Origin of the sequence: Streptomyces odontomachi, assembly GCF_024435355.1 — a bacterium.
In the GTDB taxonomy this organism is placed as follows: Bacteria; Actinomycetota; Actinomycetes; order Streptomycetales; family Streptomycetaceae; genus Streptomyces; species Streptomyces odontomachi.
Window position 1 is genome coordinate 62,380 of record NZ_JAMJWG010000008.1, and the last position, 16,201, is coordinate 78,580.

Consider the following 16,201-nt stretch of genomic DNA (forward strand, 5'->3'; position numbering starts at 1 on the left):
ACGCGCCCGGCGCGTGTCCCCCCGCACGCGCCGGGCCTTTCGTACCGCCCGCGCGCCACCGCCCCCCTCTCCCACCACCGCCCCTCCCCCACCCCCGCACGGCCCCATGTAAAGGCGGACATGTCATGGCAGTACGGACACACCGCGTCCTCGGCGGGCTCCTGGCCCTGCTCCTCGCGCTGGCCGGCCTGGTCGCCCTCCCCACTCCGTCCCGGGCCGCGACGGCGGTCTGCGCGCTGGCGTGCGACACCCTCGACCCGTCCCAGGCGCGTGCGGAGACGTTCCCGGTGGCGGACCGGAACATCAACGGCCGGGTGCTGCGGCTGCACGTCTCCACGCCCGACGACATGGCGTGGGCGAGCATCGACGCCGGTGTGCCCGGCGACGCGGTCTGGCTGGACCGGTCCTGGGACCGCGGCGCGACCTGGGAAGAGGTGCTCGGCAAGGCCACCGTGCCCAGCACGTGGACCGGCACGCGGACGCTGATGTACAACATCACCGACCCGGTCGGACACCGCCGCGGCTGGCTCCGGGCCTGCGGCGACGCCGCCGGTGTCACCTGCACCGACTGGTACCGCCCGACCGTCTGCGACGGCACGTCCTGCGACGGCGCCGACCCCGCCACCGCGGCCGGCGACGACCGTCCGGTGCCGTCGACCACCCTGTACGGGCGCACCATCAGCCTGCACATGGACCAGCAGAACGGCACGGCCTGGGGCGTCATCGAGAACGGCGGGGCGGGCGACGAGATCTGGCTCGACCGCTCCTGGGACGAGGGCGCCAGCTGGCCCGAGGGCTCCTCGCTGGGCCGCACCAGCGTGGCCTCCGGGGCGACCGGCACCCGGACGGCGTTGTTCGCCACCCGGGACCCGCAGGGTCTGCTCTTCGGCGGGGCGGTGCGGGCGTGCGGCCGCGAGGCGAGTCACCAGGAGGGCAGTTGCACGGCCTGGGCGCGGCCGGCCCCGACCCGGGCGCGTGCCGCGGCGGATGCGCTGATGGCGGCGTACCAGCCGTACGAGGGCTGGTGGCGCAGCAGCTGGTGGAACTCGGCCGTCGCGCTCACCTCGGTCATCGACTTCGCGCAGCGCACCGGACGGCACGACTACGACTGGGTGATCGCGCGCACCTTCGACGAGAACGACGGCGTCTTCCCCGCCGGCGGACGCAGTTCGGACCCGGTGGAGGGCCACTTCATCAGCCGTGCCATCGACGACGCGGGCTGGTGGGCCACCGCCTGGGTGGCCGCCTACGACTACACGCACGACCAGCGCTACCTGGACGAGGCGGTCACCATCACCGGCTACATCCACGACTACTGGGACACCGGCACCTGTGGCGGCGGCGTCTGGTGGGACCGTGAGCGCACCTACAAGAACGCCGTGACCAACGGCCTGTACCTGTGGCTGACGACCGCACTGCACCAGCGGATCTCCGGCGACACGGTGTGGGGCGAGCGGGCGACGACGGCGGCGAACTGGTACCTGAACAGCGGTCTGATCAACTCATCCGGGCTGGTCAACGACGGTCTGACCGCCGGCTGCGGCAACAACGGGCAGACGGTGTGGAGCTACAACCAGGGCCTGGCGATCGGCGCCTTCACCCAGCTGTGGCGCACCACGGGTGACAGCCGTTACCTGGACACCGCGAAGCGGCTGGCCGACGCCGCGATGTCGGCGCCGCAGCTGACGCAGAACGGCGTGCTGACGGAGAGCTGCGACACCGGCACCAGCACGTGCGACGACAACCAGAAGCAGTTCAAGGGCATCTTCCTGCGCCACTTCGGCGACCTCGCCGCCGCCACCGGATCGTCCACCTACCGCGCCTACGTCACGAAGCAGGCCGACTCGATCTGGAGCACGGACCGGGACCCCCTCAACCGCCTCGGCGTGCGGTGGGCCGGCGGCAGCCCGAACCCGACGGACTGGCGCACCCAGGCCAGCGCCCTGGAGGCGTTCACCGCGGCGGAGGCGAGCCTGCGCGGCACCGCTCCGTCGAAGTGACCGCACCCGCCGTACCGCTGCACCACCCGCACGGCGCCCGCCGGCCGGCCCACCACCGGGGCCGGCCGGCACGGACCCCGTGATCCGGCGTCCTGCGCGTGTCACACCGACGGGACCGGCGCCGGCCCGGCGTACTGTGCTGTCACGGCGGGGCAGACGAGGCACAGACGAGGCGCACCGATGGAGAAACCCGCGCACTGGCTCTTCGGCGACCAGCTGGGCCCGCACTTCCTCACCCCCGGCCCGCAGGGACCCGACCGCGGCACGCCCCTCGTCATGATCGAGTCACGGGCCGTCTTCCGCCGGCGCCGCTTCCACCGGGCCAAGGCGCACCTGGTGCTGTCCGCGATGCGCCACCGGGCGGCCGAGCTGGGCGACCGGGTCCGCTACGTGCGGGCCGACACCTACCGGGAGGGGCTCCGCACGGCGGTCGGACGCCGCCCCGTGACGGTGCACCATCCGACCTCCCGTGCGGCACTCGGCCTGGTGCGGGCGCTGGACCAGGTCACCGTGCTGCCGGCACGCGGCTTCCTCGTTCCCCAGGACGAGTTCCGTGCCTGGCGTGCCGAGCACGACGGCGGACGGCTCCTCCAGGAGGCGTTCTACCGGCGGGTGCGCCGCGAGCACGAGCTGCTCATGGACGGCGACGACCCGGTGGGCGGCCGGTGGAACTTCGACCACGACAACCGCGAGCCACCGCCCAAGGGCAGCCGCACCCTCGGCGTCCCGGCGCCCTACCGGCCCCGCGAGGACGCCATCGACGCCGAGGTGCGGCATGACCTGGACCGCTGGGAACGCGACGGCGACGTGCGGTTCGTCGGCCGCGACGGTCCCCGGACGTTCCCCGCGTCCCGGCGCGAGGCGCTGGCCGCACTGCGCCGCTTCCTCACCCACCGGCTCGCCGACTTCGGCCCGCCCGAGGACGCCATGCTGGCCGACGACCCGGTGATGAGCCACAGCCTGCTGTCCGCCTCGCTCAACCTGGGCCTGCTCGATCCGTTCGAATGCCTGACCCGCGCCGAACAGGCCTGGCGGTCGGGCGCCGCGCCGTTGCCCAGTGTCGAGGGGTTCGTCCGGCAGATCGCCGGCTGGCGCGAGTACGTGTGGCAGCTGTACTGGCACTTCGGCGAGGAGTACCGGAGCAGCAACGCGCTGGGGCACCGCCGTGCGCTGCCCGACTGGTTCCTCGACCTGGACGCGGACGCCGTCACGGCACGCTGCCTGGCGAGCGTCCTGGCACAGGTGCGCGACCGCGGCTGGACCCATCACATCCCGCGGCTCATGGTGCTCGGCAACCACTGCCTCCAGCAGGGCTGGGACCCGGCGGCGGTCACGGACTGGTTCCACCGCTGCTTCGTCGACGGCTACGACTGGGTGATGCTGCCGAACGTCGTCGGCATGTCCCAGTACGCCGACGGCGGACGGATGGTCACCAAGCCCTACGCGTCCGGCGGTGCCTACATCCACCGCATGAGCGACTTCTGCGGCCCCTGCGCCTACCGACCCGACCGGCGCACCGGCGAGGCGGCCTGCCCGTACACGGCGGGCTACTGGGCCTTCCTGCACCGGCACCGCCACCGCCTGGCCGGCAACCCCCGCATGGCCCGTGCGGTCCTGGGCCTCGACCGGCTCGCCGACCTCGACGACCTGCTCGAAGAGCAGAAGGGGCGGACCGGGCCGCCGTGAGCGGGCGCGCTGCTCAGCTCGACGGTGCCGGTTCGGGGCGCCGCGGTGTCGTGCGGCGGGCGAGCGCGCCGCGCCGGGGGCGGTCGCTGCGGCGTCGCTGCCGGTTCACGACCGCCCGCCCGCGGCGGGTGTGCCGCTGCTCCACAGTCGCAGGAGCACGCGTTCCGCCGGCTCCCCGCGCGCCAGCAGGCGGCCCGCGCGTGGCCAGCTCTCCGGGGGCACGCCATGGTCGGTGACCAGGCGGTACAGCGGGGCCCCCGACCCCGGCAGCATCAGCAGTTCGCCCAGCAGCCTGGCCTCCGCCGGCGCGGCGTCGGTGGCCAGGACCAGGTCCAGCGCGTCGGAGCCGAAGCGTTCGACCAGCGTCAGCCCGTCCTCGCCCGCCGCCAGCAGCCACGGGGTGAGCCGGCCCGCGTGCGTGCCGTGCTTCTCACGCTGCTCCACCAGCAGGCGCAGCACCCGCGGGCCTGACCCGCCGGCGAGCAGCGGCAGCCAGCGCGGGCCCCAGACGGTCAGTGCCTCGGCCGTGCCGGGCAGCCGCTGCTCGACCACGGCCGCGGTGACCGCGGCCCGTGGCCCGTACCGCGCGCCCACGGAGAGCACGGCCTGCAAGGAACGGGTCGCCAGCTCCCGGGTGAGCGGGGTCAGCTCGGCCAGCATGCGGCGCTGCTCGGGGCTGATGCGGAACCGGTCGGCGAACTGCTGGGCCACCACGCCGAGCCCTTCCCGCAGCAGGGTGCGCAGCGCCTGTGGGGGGTCGGACGCGGCCAGGATCAACGGGAGTTCGCGCCGCGCACGGGGATCGAGCGTGCCCTCGGGCTCGACGGCGTGGAGGCGCAGCAGGGCCGTGCGCTGTTCCGGGCTGCCCAGCGTGGCCAGCAGGGGCAGCAGGGCGGGGTCGGCGGCCAGCGTGCCGGCGGTGTCCGGGGCGGCACCCGGGCCGATGACGGCGGCTCCGACCCGATGCGCAAGACGCGGCCCGTTCACCGCCCAGTCGCGGATCTTCGCGGGGCGTTCCACGACGTTGCCGACGACCCAGTCGAGCGCCCGGCCGCGCTCCAGCTGCCAGCGCGACCAGGCCACGGCGGCCTCGGTGCCCAGCGGCTCGGTCTGCTCCGAGCGTTCGTAGCCGCGCTCCTGGAAGGCCGCCCGGACATCGGACAGGGAGCGCCCGGTCCCGTCGGCGTACCCCTTGAGCAGGCTCATCGCACGCTGGTTCAGGCCGAGTTCAAGGGCGTACTGCAAGCCGCCGGTACCCAGGTCGGCCAGGGCGGCCTCGGTGTCGGGGAAGCATCTGACGACCTCCGCGATGGCCAGGTCGCCCTGTTCGGCCAGCCAGCGCGCGGCGAGCCCGTGGTGGGCGCAGATCACCGGCCAGTCGTCGGGCGCCGTGCCGAGCAGCGCGCGTACCGCGTCATGCCCGGGTACCTGCGCGTCGGCGGCGATCTGGAGCAGCACTCGGGCGTCGACGGCCCCGGCGGTGTCCTGGTCGACGATCTGCACCCAGCCGAGGCCGAGCAGGCTCAGGTGCTCGGGCTGGCGCAGCCCGTCCAGCAGCCGCCGCCACATGTCGGGCGTGTAGCGCGCCAGCAGGTCCAGGTCGTCGCCCTGGAGATGGGGCCGGAGCAGTGCGAGCAGCTCCGGATCCTCCAGCCGTCCGGCGAGGAACTGGAGGCTGGGTGCCGGGATCTGCGCGAGCAGCGAGACGAGGTCGTCGTCCATGCCCACGATCGCGGCCGCGAGCCGGGCGGGCGCGACCTCGGAGACGGCCGTGCACAGCCGCCCGTAGAGACCGACGCGGCGGATGCCGGCCCGCTCCCGCAGGGCGTCGTCCATCGAGAGACCGTCCGCGCCGACCGCCCGGTGCGGGTCGAAGTCGACCGCGAGCCGGCCGGCCACCGGCAGCAGCCGGCGGGCCGCCTCGTCGTACAGGTCCTCCTCCGCCGGACCCAGCAGCGCCGACAGGAGGCAGTCCCGGAAGACGGACCGGGGGACGCCCGACAGGGCGGTCACCAGTCGGCGCATCCCGGCCTCGTCGAGCAGCCGGGTCTGCTTGCGCAGGCCGGGCGCGTTCTGCCGGGAGCGCACCGCCACCAGCAGTTCGGTGTTGGTGCCGAAGCAGTCGGCCATCCGGTCCAGCAGCATCGCGCGTTCCCGGGGCCGCATGGTGCGGTCGGCGTCGCCGAAGCGCAGCGTCCAACCGCCGGCGAAGGTGCGCCGCCGCATCGCCTGGCCGCCCTTGCCGTCCAGGATCTGCTCGGAGTACGCGTCCATGTCCCGGTCGGTCACGAACGGCAACTGGTCGGCGGGCACGCCGGCGATCTTCGGTGCGACCCCGGACAGGTCGTTCCAGTCGACCTGTTCGACCCGGGAGCCGCTCACCCGCTGGAGCTGGCGCAGGGTGCCGGCGCCCATCCGGCCCGCCACCACCAGCCGGGCGTCGGGGGCGGTCGTTGCGGCCCGGCCGACCAGGGCCCCCAGTTCCTGGGGCCGCACCAGCACCCAGCCGGCGCCGGACAGCAGGGTCGCGCTGCGGCTGCTGAGCCGTCGCTGGTCGAAGGCGGCCAGGGCGATCACCTTCGGCCCGTGCTCGTGGAGCAGGCCCAGGCGCAGCGCCTCGGGGTTGATGTCGAGCCGTTCGCCGCCGCCGACCTGCGCCGTGTCGTCGTAGACCAGCAGGGCCTCCGCCTCGGCGAAGTCGGTGCGGGCGCGTTCCCGTTCCTCCTCCCTGGCCGCCCCGGCGAGGGTGTCGGCGAGGTGTCCGGGCCGCAGCACCGGAACGTGCTGGAAACCGGCCGCCTTCAGATAGGCGTAGAGATCGGTCGGGCCGTCCACCACTCCCCAGGCCGCGGGCGGCAGCCCGCCGGCCATCCAGCCGGCCAGCCGGGTCAGGGCGCGGACCTGGACCTCGCGCCACTGCGCCGCGGTCTGCTCGCCGCTGCCCGCCAGCGGCACGTCACCGCCGAGCAGCAGCGCACTCGGCAGGGACATCCCCTGGGCACCCGGCATGCGGCCCTCGGAGGGGATGTAGCCGTGCCGGCCGAGTCCGACCAGGACCAGCGAGCCCGAGTTGACCACCAGGTGGTCCGGGGACAGCTCGATCGGCACGAAGCCCTCACGCGCCATGTCGTCCAGCGCCCGGCCGAGCGGCACCAGGGTGTGCAGCGCGCTGGCCGGCGTCCAGCGGTGCCCGGCGACCAGCATCGCGTCGAGGTCGTCGCGGTCGCGCAGGGCGTGCAGCGGCACGAAGGAGTTGCCCGGCGACCATGCGGTGACCAGGGCGGGCGGCAGGCGGGGGTGGTCGACGATGTCGAGGAGCGCGGGCGTGACGGGGCTGCCGGACCTCAGGAGGGCGACGGCCCGGCCGCGCTGCTTGCGGGTGGGGAAGATGCGCAGCGCGCCGTAGACGTCGGCGTCCTTGTCCTTGACCAGGCGGGTGGCGCGTACCTCGGCTGCGCCCGAGGAGCGCAGGTGCCCGGGGCGCAGTTGCAGCGCGCGCGGTTCCCAGACGCGACCGGAGCGGCCGGGGATCCGGACCAGGATCCCCTGGGTCGTGTAGCCGGTCATCGGGACGCGCCTCCCAGCGAGCGGAGCACGGACTGTAGGACGGTGGCACTGCGCGCCCGGGCCAGGTCGATGCGGACGCGGTCGACGGTGGAGAGCCGGAACCGCCACGACGACAGGCTGGTGATGAGGGCACCGGTCAGCACCGGCCCGTACCCGAGCGAGGTGAGGTACTTGCGGGCGGGCGCGCTCTCCTTGGGGTCGTCCGCGTAGAGCTGCCGGTACTGCTGGTCCTTGAGGCGTTCGAGGCCGGCGGCGTGCGCGAGGGTGGCGCCGAGCATGTAGATGTCGAACCGCTCGGCCGCCGAGGCCTTCTCGCTTGGCTCGTCCGATCCGTCGGCGGACGGCGGCGCGTAGGCCCGTGTGGTGAAGCCGATCCGTCCGCCGATCTGCACGGCCGCGTCGTAGTCGATCAGCACGTACCGGGCCGGCGGGCCCAGTACCAGGATGTTCTCCGGCTTGATGTCGGCGTGGATCCAGCCCTTGGACGACTTCTTGTCGATGTACCGGTCGGCGTGCAGGGCCGCGAGCGTGTTGCACAGCTGTTCGGCGAGGTCGAGGAGTTCGTCCTCGGTGTACCGGCGGTTCTCCCGGGCCCGGGCGTCGATGTCCTGTTGCAGGGTGAGCGACGTGCCGCCGCGCTGCCCGATGAACTGCTGGACGAGGAAGCTCTCGTTGTCCGGGTCCGGGAGGCGGCCGGCGGCGAGCAGCGACGGCGAAGGCTGCGTCTCCACGCTGATCACGACCGGGCACTGCTGGGTGAGCTGGGCCGCCTGCCAGGCGGCCCGCAGCCCCTGGTCGCGCTGCTGTTTGTGGTCGGAGAGGGTGGCACGGACGGTGCGGGGGTCGTCGAGCGTCGTCTCGGGCCACCACATGCCCTTGATGACGACGTCGCCGCCCGACCAGCGGTCCTCGGCCAGCACGACGTAGCCCTGGCCGCCCCGGGAGAGGACCCTGCGGGTGGCGAACCGCCCGTCCACCCCGTACTCGGCGGGCACCCAGGCCTTGCGCGGCGAGCCCCGCTCGTCAGGGCTGTCGGCCTCGACCCACTGCGGTTGGAACGCGCTCACCCGTCACTCCCGAAACTGATCCGTAGCCGAACGGTGCCAGGGCCGAGGTGGAGCTCGTCGCCGTCCTCCAGCGCGTACGGGGTTCCGGTGGCCAGCCGGGAGCTTCTCGGGCGGCCGTCGAAGTCCAGTTCCGGGTTGAGGAACGAGGCGTTCTGGTCCGGCTTCGGCACGTGCTCGACCAGCGGTTTTCCGTCGTCGTCGAGGAAGACCCGGACATGGACGCGGGAGATCTGGGCGGTGTCGTTCGCCCCGAGACCCGCGGTGACGTCCGTGACGCCCGGGCGGCTGGCCGAGCCGCGGCCCAGGGTGAGGCCCTCGGCGGGCACGGTGAGCGCGTCCCGGACCTTGGGGCCGTGCTGGACGATCACCCGGATCGGCCCGGTGTCGGACACCTGCGGCAGCGGTGGTTCCACCAGGATCTCGGTCACGTCGAAGTAGCAGGTGCGGCAGTACCAGCGGGAGCCCTGCTCGCTCACCTGCCGGGCCGTCAGTTCCTCGCTGGCATGGACGCAGCCGGTCGTGTCGGAGGTGTGCCGGAACCGTCTCTCCGAGTCGGTGCGCAGCAGGCCCGCCTTCTTGAGCTTCTTCAGACGGTCCCGCTCGATCTCCGCGTCGGTGGCCACCCCGAGCTGGCGCAGGCTGAGGATGACCCGCCCGCGAATCCTGCGCACGCTCCACACCCGCGAGCCGTTGCCCTGCAACCAGGGGTGCTCCCGGCGGGCGTAGCGGAAGTTGTCGCCGGAGACGATGGCCGCGCCGTACAGCTGCGCCAGGGAGAGGATCCGGTCGTCGGCGTCCCCCTGGTGGACCTGCAACCACTGGGCGCGTTCGGCCTGCGCGACGAGGCCCTGGTCGGTCAGGAAGGGCCGGACCGTCGCGTCCAGGACCGCGATGGCGTCGGCGCGGGGGTACTCCCGCAGCCAGGCGTCCCGCACGTCGACGACCCGCGCGAAGGACCATGGAGTCTGCCTGGTCGCGGCCACGTTCGACGCGTCGATGATCACGTTCGGAACGGTCATGACCACCCTTGCCCGGGCGAGGGCGGCTCGGTGGGAGCGTCGGCGACGCCGTGCTCGACGGTGTCGGAGCCACCGCGGTAGGCGTCGCTGCGGTACGGATCCCCGCCGGACGCACCGTGGTCGCCGGTGCCGTACGACCCCCCGGTGCCGTACGACCCGCCGCCCGGGTACGCCCCGCCGTACGGCTCGTCGTCGTCATCGTCGTCGTCCAGGCTCTGCTGACGGCGGCGTTGCCGGATCTCGTCCGGCATCTCCACCCGGATGTCCTGGAACCACTCCGGTTTGCTCCGCGTGGAGCTGCGACTGGAGGTGGCGCGGGACTCGTTCGCCACGTCCTTCGGCTGCATTCCGTCCCGCAGGCCGCCGGCGGCCTGGAGGAACGCGTCCACGAGGACCGGGTCCGGGATCTGCCGGGCCCGCTCCAGGCCCTCCTCGTAGATCAGCTCCTGCTCGCGTGCCGAGCCGGCGGTGGCCACCCTGTCGTTGATCTCCCGTTCCAGCTCGGCGGCGGCGATCTCACGGCCGTACTCCAGGTGCAGGATCTGCGCGTGGGGGTTGTCCACCGTGCACACCTCGACCTTCGCGGTCGCCAGCTCCCGCGCGTCCGGCCCCGAGCCGATCCGCCCGCTCGCCTTGGCCACGACCAGCTGCCCGTTGCTGGCCCGGTCGGGCGCCCGCATCTTCAGCACGTAACGCAGCTGGCCGGCGTCCCCGGTACCGACCGCGCCGAGGCTGAGGCGGACCTTGCCCGGACGCCGGCCGCCGCCGTCGGAGACCACGCCGTCGAGCCGTCGGCGCACCGGGTCGAGCTGGTAGACGTCGACCACCTGGAAGTGCGGGCTGATCTCCAGGGACAGCTCGGCGCTGCCCGCGGCCACGTCCCTGCCGAAGGCCGCGAAACTCGCGGTGATCTCCTTCATCTTCTCGGCCGCGGTGGCACGGGAGGACACGTGCGCCGTCATCCCGGTCGGGGCGAGCCCCTCCAGGAGGCCGTAGTCGGCACCCGCGCCGATGCCGATGACATCGGTGTGCAGCCCGCGCGCGCTCGCGTCCCGGGCGATCCGGGCGAGCTGGTGCGGGTCGGTCTCCCCGAAGTTGGGCAGCCCGTCGCTGAGCAGCACGACCCGGCGGGAGGCGGCCCGCTGCCGCCCCAGCTCGCTGTACGCCCGCCGCAGGGCGTCTTCGATGTTGGTCCAACCCCGCTCGGTCTCGACGTTGCCGTTCCACCGGCCCTTGCGGCGGAGTTCGCCGACCGCGCCGGAGAAACGGAGGCCGGCCCGCTGGGCGAAGGTGATCACTTCGACGTGGGCGTGCGGGGGCAGCGCGGCCAGCAGCTCGCGGACCCCGGTCTCCGCGACGTCCTTGCGGCTGGTGTCCCGCGGGTTGTCCGGATCGGCGAACTCGTCCGTGTGGGAGTCGGCCTTGATCTCCATCGACCAGCTGTCGTCGACGGCCAGGACGTAGGCGATGCCCTCCCCGACCCGGTCGGCGCGGCGCAGTACCCGCATGGCCACGGAGAGGAAGAACTCGTCGCCGAGATGGACTTCCGGACGGTCGGATCGGATGTGGATGTCCTCAGTCATGCGTCCTTCGCCTCTCCGATTGCACACACCACCGCCGTGGCGTTGTCCCAGCCGCCCAGGGCCTCCGCACGCTGCACGAGGGCGGCGGCGAGCGCGGGCGCCACGGGACGCCCCGACGCCTCCAGCTGCGCGGCCAGCTCGGCGAGCACGGCACCGAACCACCGGTCGCGCTCCGGCTCCGTCGCACCGTCCGAGGCGAGCAGCAGCAGATCCCCGGGGGCGAGCTCGACCGTGCTGGAGGACCAGTGGCCGGGGCCGTTGCCGAGGAAGTTCACCAGCGCCGAACCCTCGCCCTCGGCGTGCGGGGTGACCCGCAGCTGCTCGGCGTAACCGGTGTGGGCGGGAGTCAGCTTCCAGGCCGCGTAGGGCACGTCACGCCCCGTGCGGCCGTCCTGCCCGGCCGAGCGCAGCGGCCGTACCAGCCAGGCCTCCGCGTCACCCACGGACACCAGGGCCGCCGTGCCGTCCGGGTGCACGGTCGCCAGCACGGCGGCGGCGCTGCCCGTGTCGGTGGCCCGGCCGACGGCCGCGTCCAGCTCGTCCACCAGCTGCTGCGGGGGCCGGTCCTCGTCCGTTCGCCAGCCGCGCTCGGCCTGGTCGAGCGCCGCGCGGGAAGCGGTCGCACCGGACCCGTCGCCGTCGCCCGTCACCCCGTCGAACACGGCGCACCGCACGCTGCCGGACGCGCCGCGCAGGGCGCCGGCCGCGTCCTCGTTGTCCGTGTGCGGGTCGCCCTTGGCCTTGCGGGAGCCCACGGCGCTCTCGCGGTAGCAGGTGGCCGAGATCCGGGCCATGGCACGGCGGCCCAGGGCCTCGTGCAGCGGGGCCATGCCCGCCGTCACGCCCTGCCGCAGCTCGTGGCCGAGCAGCCGGTGGCAGACCGCGTCGAGGCCCGGCGGGAAGGTCCCGGCGAACACGTCGAGCATGCGCAGGGCGTCCCGCAGGTCCAGGCAGGGCCGCTCCGCGACCGCGTCCACCAACGCCTGCACCAGGACGCGCCGGTCCCTCGGGGGCGGTGTGACGTCGCGCCGGTCGCGGGGCCGGATGCCGCCGTCGAAGTCGTAGCGGGGCAGTGCGGCCACCTGCCAGCCCTCGTACGCGTCGTGGCGTACCGACTCGGTCGCCAGGCAGCCGGGGCCGACCCGCTCCAGCGCGAAGTCCACCTGGCGCCACAGCGCGGGCAGCGCCGCGAGCAGCTCGGTGCGCTCGAGGCTGCCGTAGCGCAGGACGCTCTCCCGCAGGGTCGGCGCCAGTTCCTGGTTCCACCGCACCACGATCTCGGGCACGGCGACGGCCTCGAACTCGGGTTCCCGGACCTGCCGGCCGTCCTCCTGCCCCGTTCCCCCGCCGGCGCCGCCCACCGTGGGCTCCATGGCTCACGCCCCCTTGAGTACGAAGATCAGCGCGATCGCGATCACGACCACCGCGCCCACCAGCACGAGGCGCTGCGCCGCCGTGCGCTGGGCGCGGGTCAGCTCCTCGGCCAGGCGGGCCCGTTCGCCCTCGGCGTGCTGGGCGCGGAACTGCCAGTGCTGCACGGCCTGCGCGACCTCGTCGCGCGCCACGGTCACCTGCCGCTGCGCCTCGGCCTGCGCGGCGGCGACCCGCTGCTCGGCGCTCTCCTCGGCGCGCAGCACCGCCTCCTGCGCCCGGTGCTCGCGGGCCGCGGCGCGCTGCTCGGCCGCCTCGGTCTGCTGGACCAGCGCCCGTCGTGCGGCGGCGAGTTCCTCCTCCGCCCGGCGGGCCGCGGCTGCGGCGTCCGCCCGGGCCCGCTCGCGCTCCTCCGCCACGGCGCGGTGCAGCATGCCTTCCACGTCAGGCCCTTCACCGACCGGGAACGGCCTGGCCCTGCGGGGCTCGCCGGCGTCCAGCGGCTCGGTGTCGGCATAGAGTTCGGCGACGGAGAGGGCGGCGCCCACCGACGGTTCGCCGAGTGCCAGCGGCACGGGGCGCACGATGAGCCGGGCCGGGTCGACGACGGTGACCGGACGCCAGCCGCTGAAGCCGTCGGGCGCGCCGTCGTACTCGACGGTGACGGTGCATCCGGATCCGAGCACCGCCGTCGCGCCGTCGACCTGGGCCCACAGGGTCTCGCCGACCGTCAGCAGCGACGCGACCACCTCGGACGAAGGAACCGGCACTCCCGCACCGGGCGCCGGAGCAGGGGTCCCGGCGCCGGCGAAGCTGCCCCAGTCGGAGCCGCCGCCGTCCGCGCCGGGTGCGGAGGGGGTGTCGCGGGGGGCGCGGGGGGCGCGGGCGGGCTCCGCGGCGAAGCTGCCCCACTCGTCGTCGGCCGGGCGGGCGGGCGGGGCCGCCGCGTCCTGCCCTGCGGACGGCTCCTCGTCCATGAACGAACCCCACTCGGACACAACGCCCCCCAACGTCTCCGGTTCGTCAACACTACTGCCCTACTGAGTTATTACCATGACGTCAGGTCAGCAGCCTGGGAGATCTGTCGAGGGAGCAGAACACCTTGGAGAAGCATCTGACAGCGGACTTCGAGGAGGCCTGTTTCCTCGTCGACCTCTCGAACGTCGTGCGCCGGCAGGACCTGGGCGAGCCCGGACTGCGCTCCCTGCGCCGCCTGGCCCTGGTCGTCGACGCGGCGGCCGAACTCGCCCGCGATCCCGACGTGAAGCTGTATCTGGTGGCCGACCGCAGCCTGCGGGCCGGCGGACGCCGCGAGTTCACCGATCCGGCGGACCTGCGCATGCTCGCGAAGTGGGTGCGGCAGGGCCTGGTCGAGGAGCTCGGCGACGCCGACGAACGCGTCCTGGAGCTGTGCGAGATGACCGGGATCCCGGTCATCTCGGGCGACCGCTACCGCGACGCACGCGACGAGTACCCCTTCCTCCAGGGCAACACGGACGACTTCCTGGAACCGATGCCAGGACCTGGCGGCACGGTCCGGCTGGTCCCCCTCGACATGGGGGTGGCGAGCGCGGTGCAGATCTCCCGGAAGAAGGAGGAGTCGGTACTGAAGAAGCAGGGCCTCCTCGGGCCGCAGCGCAGGCCGCGCTCCGAGATCGTGCGGCGCAACTGGCGCTGTCCCGAGCCGCGTTGCACCCTCTACGACTCCCGCAAGGGCGCCTACGCGATGCTGCCCCGGATGCGCCGCGGCGAGCCGACGTGCGAACAGCACGGCCTCAAGCTGATCAACGACGGGCCGCGCATCGGCACGGCACAGGTCAAGCTGATGATCGCCGACCGGGTCGCGGCCCGCTTCACGCTGGAGGACGAGTCCACGGTGCGGATCGGCCGCGCCCCCGGGCCCGGCGGAATCGCCCTGCACGACCTGCTCCCCGCCCGGTCGGCCACCCGGGTCAGCCGGGCGCACGTGGAGATCAGGGTCTCCGGCGGTGTGGTGCGCGTGACGGACGTGAGCAGCTTCGGCACCCGCTGGCGCCCCACTGCCGGCAAGACGGGCCCCGGGCCCTGGCGCGAGCTGGCCAAGGGCACCTGGCGCGACTTCCACGCCGGTGACGAGCTGCAACTGGCGGAGGGCATCCTGCTGACCCGCAGCGGACGCCGCTTCCCCACGGAACTGGCCCAGCAGTGGCAACGCGGCACGCCGCCACCGGATGAGGCTTCGGCGGCGGAGACGCGGATGTACTAGGGGGTGTCTGACAAATGCCCGCGGCGTCGCGTCGTCTGGCACGCACGCTCGCCGCGTTGCCGAAACGCCCACGTGACTCCGCCACGAGGGCGCTTCGGCGCCTTGCGATCGCACGCACCAGACGACGCTCCTTCTCCCGCGCTCATTTGTCAGACACCCCCTAGGGCCGGTTCACCCCGCGTCGCCCCGCACCCGGCGTGCCAGCGGCACGCACAGCCCCAGTGCCAGCAGCGCCGCCACCCCGGTGACGAGGAGCGACAGCTGGTAGGCCCCGAGGGACGGGATGTCCGTCGCCGCGACGGTGTGGGCCGAGAAGAAGGACGCGACGATGGCGCTGCCGACCGAGTTGCCGATGGCGTAGAGCACCACCGACAGGCCGACGGCGATGCCCGATTCGGCCTTGGGGACGCTGCGCAGGATGACGATCTGGGTGACGGCGAGGGTGATGGCCAACCCCATGGAGTCGATCAGGAGCGCGGCCATGGTGGCGCCGGCGTGTGCCACCAGCGGTCCGTAGAGGGCGAAGCTCACCACGAGCAGGCCCGTGCCGACGGCCAGCGCCGCCACATGGCGCCCGCGGTTGACCAGGTGCCGGATGACGAAGAAGGCGAGGACGGAGCCGAGTAGTTGCGGCAGCGCGTACCAGGCCACCTGGACGGGTGACCATCCGTAGCCGGCGCCGGTGGCCTTCGGGGTCTGGGCGAGCCGGGTGATGGCCGACAGGGCGCTGTAGATGCCGAGCGCGGCCAGGAAGGTGATCGCGTAGGGCAGCCGGACCGCGGGGTTGGTGAGGTGGCGGACGCTGATGAGGGGATGGGTGGCCACCCGCTGCTGGAGGAACCAGCCGACGAGGACGGCGACGCCGAGCAGCGCGGCGGCCAGGACACCCGGCGAGCCCCAGCCCCAGGTGGGCCCCTCCGTCACGGCGAGCAGCACGCCCACCAGGCCGGCGGCGAGCAGCACGGCGCCGGTGATGTCGAGACCGCCCGATGCCCGCTCGTCGCTGTCCCGGATCCCGACGATCACCGCGACCAGGCCGGCGGCGGAGGCGACGGCGCCCACCACGAAGAAGCTGCGCCAGGAGGCGTGCCCGGTGGCGGCGAGCGCGCCGAGCAGCAGCCCGGCGGAGATGCCGGCACCGGTACCGGTGTGGATGGCGCCGATCGTGGTGCGGGCCCGCTGCGGTGCCATGGTGTCGGAGGCGATGGCCTCGGGCAGGGCGAGCATCGGCAGGACCGCGCCCATCAGGACACGGGCGAGCAGCAGGCCGGCGAAGCCGGTGCTGAAGCAGCCGATCAGCGAACCGGCGAGCACCAGCGACAGCGAGACGATCACCACGGTCTTCTTGCCGACCAGGTCGGCGAGCCGGGAGAGCACCGCGAGGAACACGGCGCCCGACAGCAGGCTGCCGGTGACCAGCCACGACGTGGTCGCGGGCACGGTGCCGATCGCGGTGCCGATCGCCGGGAGCAGCGGGATGATGCCGACCTGGAGCAGCTGAAGGCTGAGGCCGAGGTAGATCAGGATCACCACCGCGCCAGCGCCGTTCACCTCGCGGCCCGCTGCGGCGGTGGCCGGCCCCGGGGCAGCGGATGTGCCGGCGGGATCGGGGGCCGCCGCGCCCTCCACCGGGCGCGGCATGTCATCGGCCGAGGCGGTCATG

General features: G+C 73.8%; 10 protein-coding genes. 3 read left to right on the plus strand and 7 right to left on the minus strand.

The window, feature by feature from the left end; genetic code table 11:
• Nucleotides 1-125: 125 nt before the first annotated feature.
• A complete protein-coding gene (locus NQO67_RS18175; protein WP_255951089.1) occupies nucleotides 126-2,000 on the plus strand; it encodes a glycoside hydrolase family 76 protein in 1,875 nt (624 codons plus the stop codon).
• 180 nt (nucleotides 2,001-2,180) lie between these two features.
• Entirely contained in the window at nucleotides 2,181-3,686 is a 1,506-nt protein-coding gene (locus NQO67_RS18180; RefSeq protein WP_255951090.1) for a cryptochrome/photolyase family protein, read from the plus strand.
• A gap of 105 nt (nucleotides 3,687-3,791) precedes the next feature.
• Here the strand turns inward: NQO67_RS18180 and NQO67_RS18185 are convergent, their stop codons facing one another.
• Genes NQO67_RS18185 through NQO67_RS18210 form a run of 6 tightly spaced genes read right to left on the minus strand, consistent with a single transcriptional unit; the run spans nucleotide 3,792 to nucleotide 13,270 of the window.
• Nucleotides 3,792-7,253, minus strand: coding sequence for a thioesterase domain-containing protein (locus tag NQO67_RS18185; protein WP_255951091.1), 3,462 nt, complete (start codon nucleotides 7,251-7,253; stop codon nucleotides 3,792-3,794).
• Nucleotides 7,250-8,320 (minus strand): protein kinase family protein, encoded by a 1,071-nt coding sequence (locus NQO67_RS18190; RefSeq protein ID WP_255951092.1) that lies wholly within the window; start codon nucleotides 8,318-8,320, stop codon nucleotides 7,250-7,252. The genes NQO67_RS18185 and NQO67_RS18190 overlap by 4 nt, the downstream gene beginning before the upstream one ends.
• Nucleotides 8,317-9,339 (minus strand): hypothetical protein, encoded by a 1,023-nt coding sequence (locus NQO67_RS18195; protein WP_255951093.1) that lies wholly within the window; start codon nucleotides 9,337-9,339, stop codon nucleotides 8,317-8,319. The genes NQO67_RS18190 and NQO67_RS18195 overlap by 4 nt, the downstream gene beginning before the upstream one ends.
• Nucleotides 9,336-10,922: a VWA domain-containing protein gene (locus NQO67_RS18200; protein WP_255951094.1), complete on the minus strand. Its 1,587-nt coding sequence runs from the start codon at nucleotides 10,920-10,922 to the stop codon at nucleotides 9,336-9,338. The genes NQO67_RS18195 and NQO67_RS18200 overlap by 4 nt, the downstream gene beginning before the upstream one ends.
• Nucleotides 10,919-12,295 (minus strand): SpoIIE family protein phosphatase, encoded by a 1,377-nt coding sequence (locus NQO67_RS18205; protein WP_255951095.1) that lies wholly within the window; start codon nucleotides 12,293-12,295, stop codon nucleotides 10,919-10,921. The genes NQO67_RS18200 and NQO67_RS18205 overlap by 4 nt, the downstream gene beginning before the upstream one ends.
• Before the next feature lie 3 nt (nucleotides 12,296-12,298).
• Entirely contained in the window at nucleotides 12,299-13,270 is a 972-nt protein-coding gene (locus NQO67_RS18210) for a hypothetical protein (RefSeq protein ID WP_255951096.1), read from the minus strand.
• Between the two features lie 125 nt (nucleotides 13,271-13,395).
• Here NQO67_RS18210 and NQO67_RS18215 point away from each other — a divergent pair, with 125 nt between their 5' ends.
• Nucleotides 13,396-14,538, plus strand: coding sequence for an FHA domain-containing protein (locus NQO67_RS18215; protein WP_255951097.1), 1,143 nt, complete (start codon nucleotides 13,396-13,398; stop codon nucleotides 14,536-14,538).
• A 171-nt stretch (nucleotides 14,539-14,709) separates the two neighbouring features.
• Here NQO67_RS18215 and NQO67_RS18220 read toward each other — a convergent pair whose 3' ends face one another.
• The gene (locus NQO67_RS18220; RefSeq protein WP_255951098.1) at nucleotides 14,710-16,200 is read right to left on the minus strand and encodes an MFS transporter; all 1,491 of its coding nucleotides are present in this window, start codon (nucleotides 16,198-16,200) and stop codon (nucleotides 14,710-14,712) included.
• Between the last annotated feature and the right edge of the window lies 1 nt (nucleotide 16,201).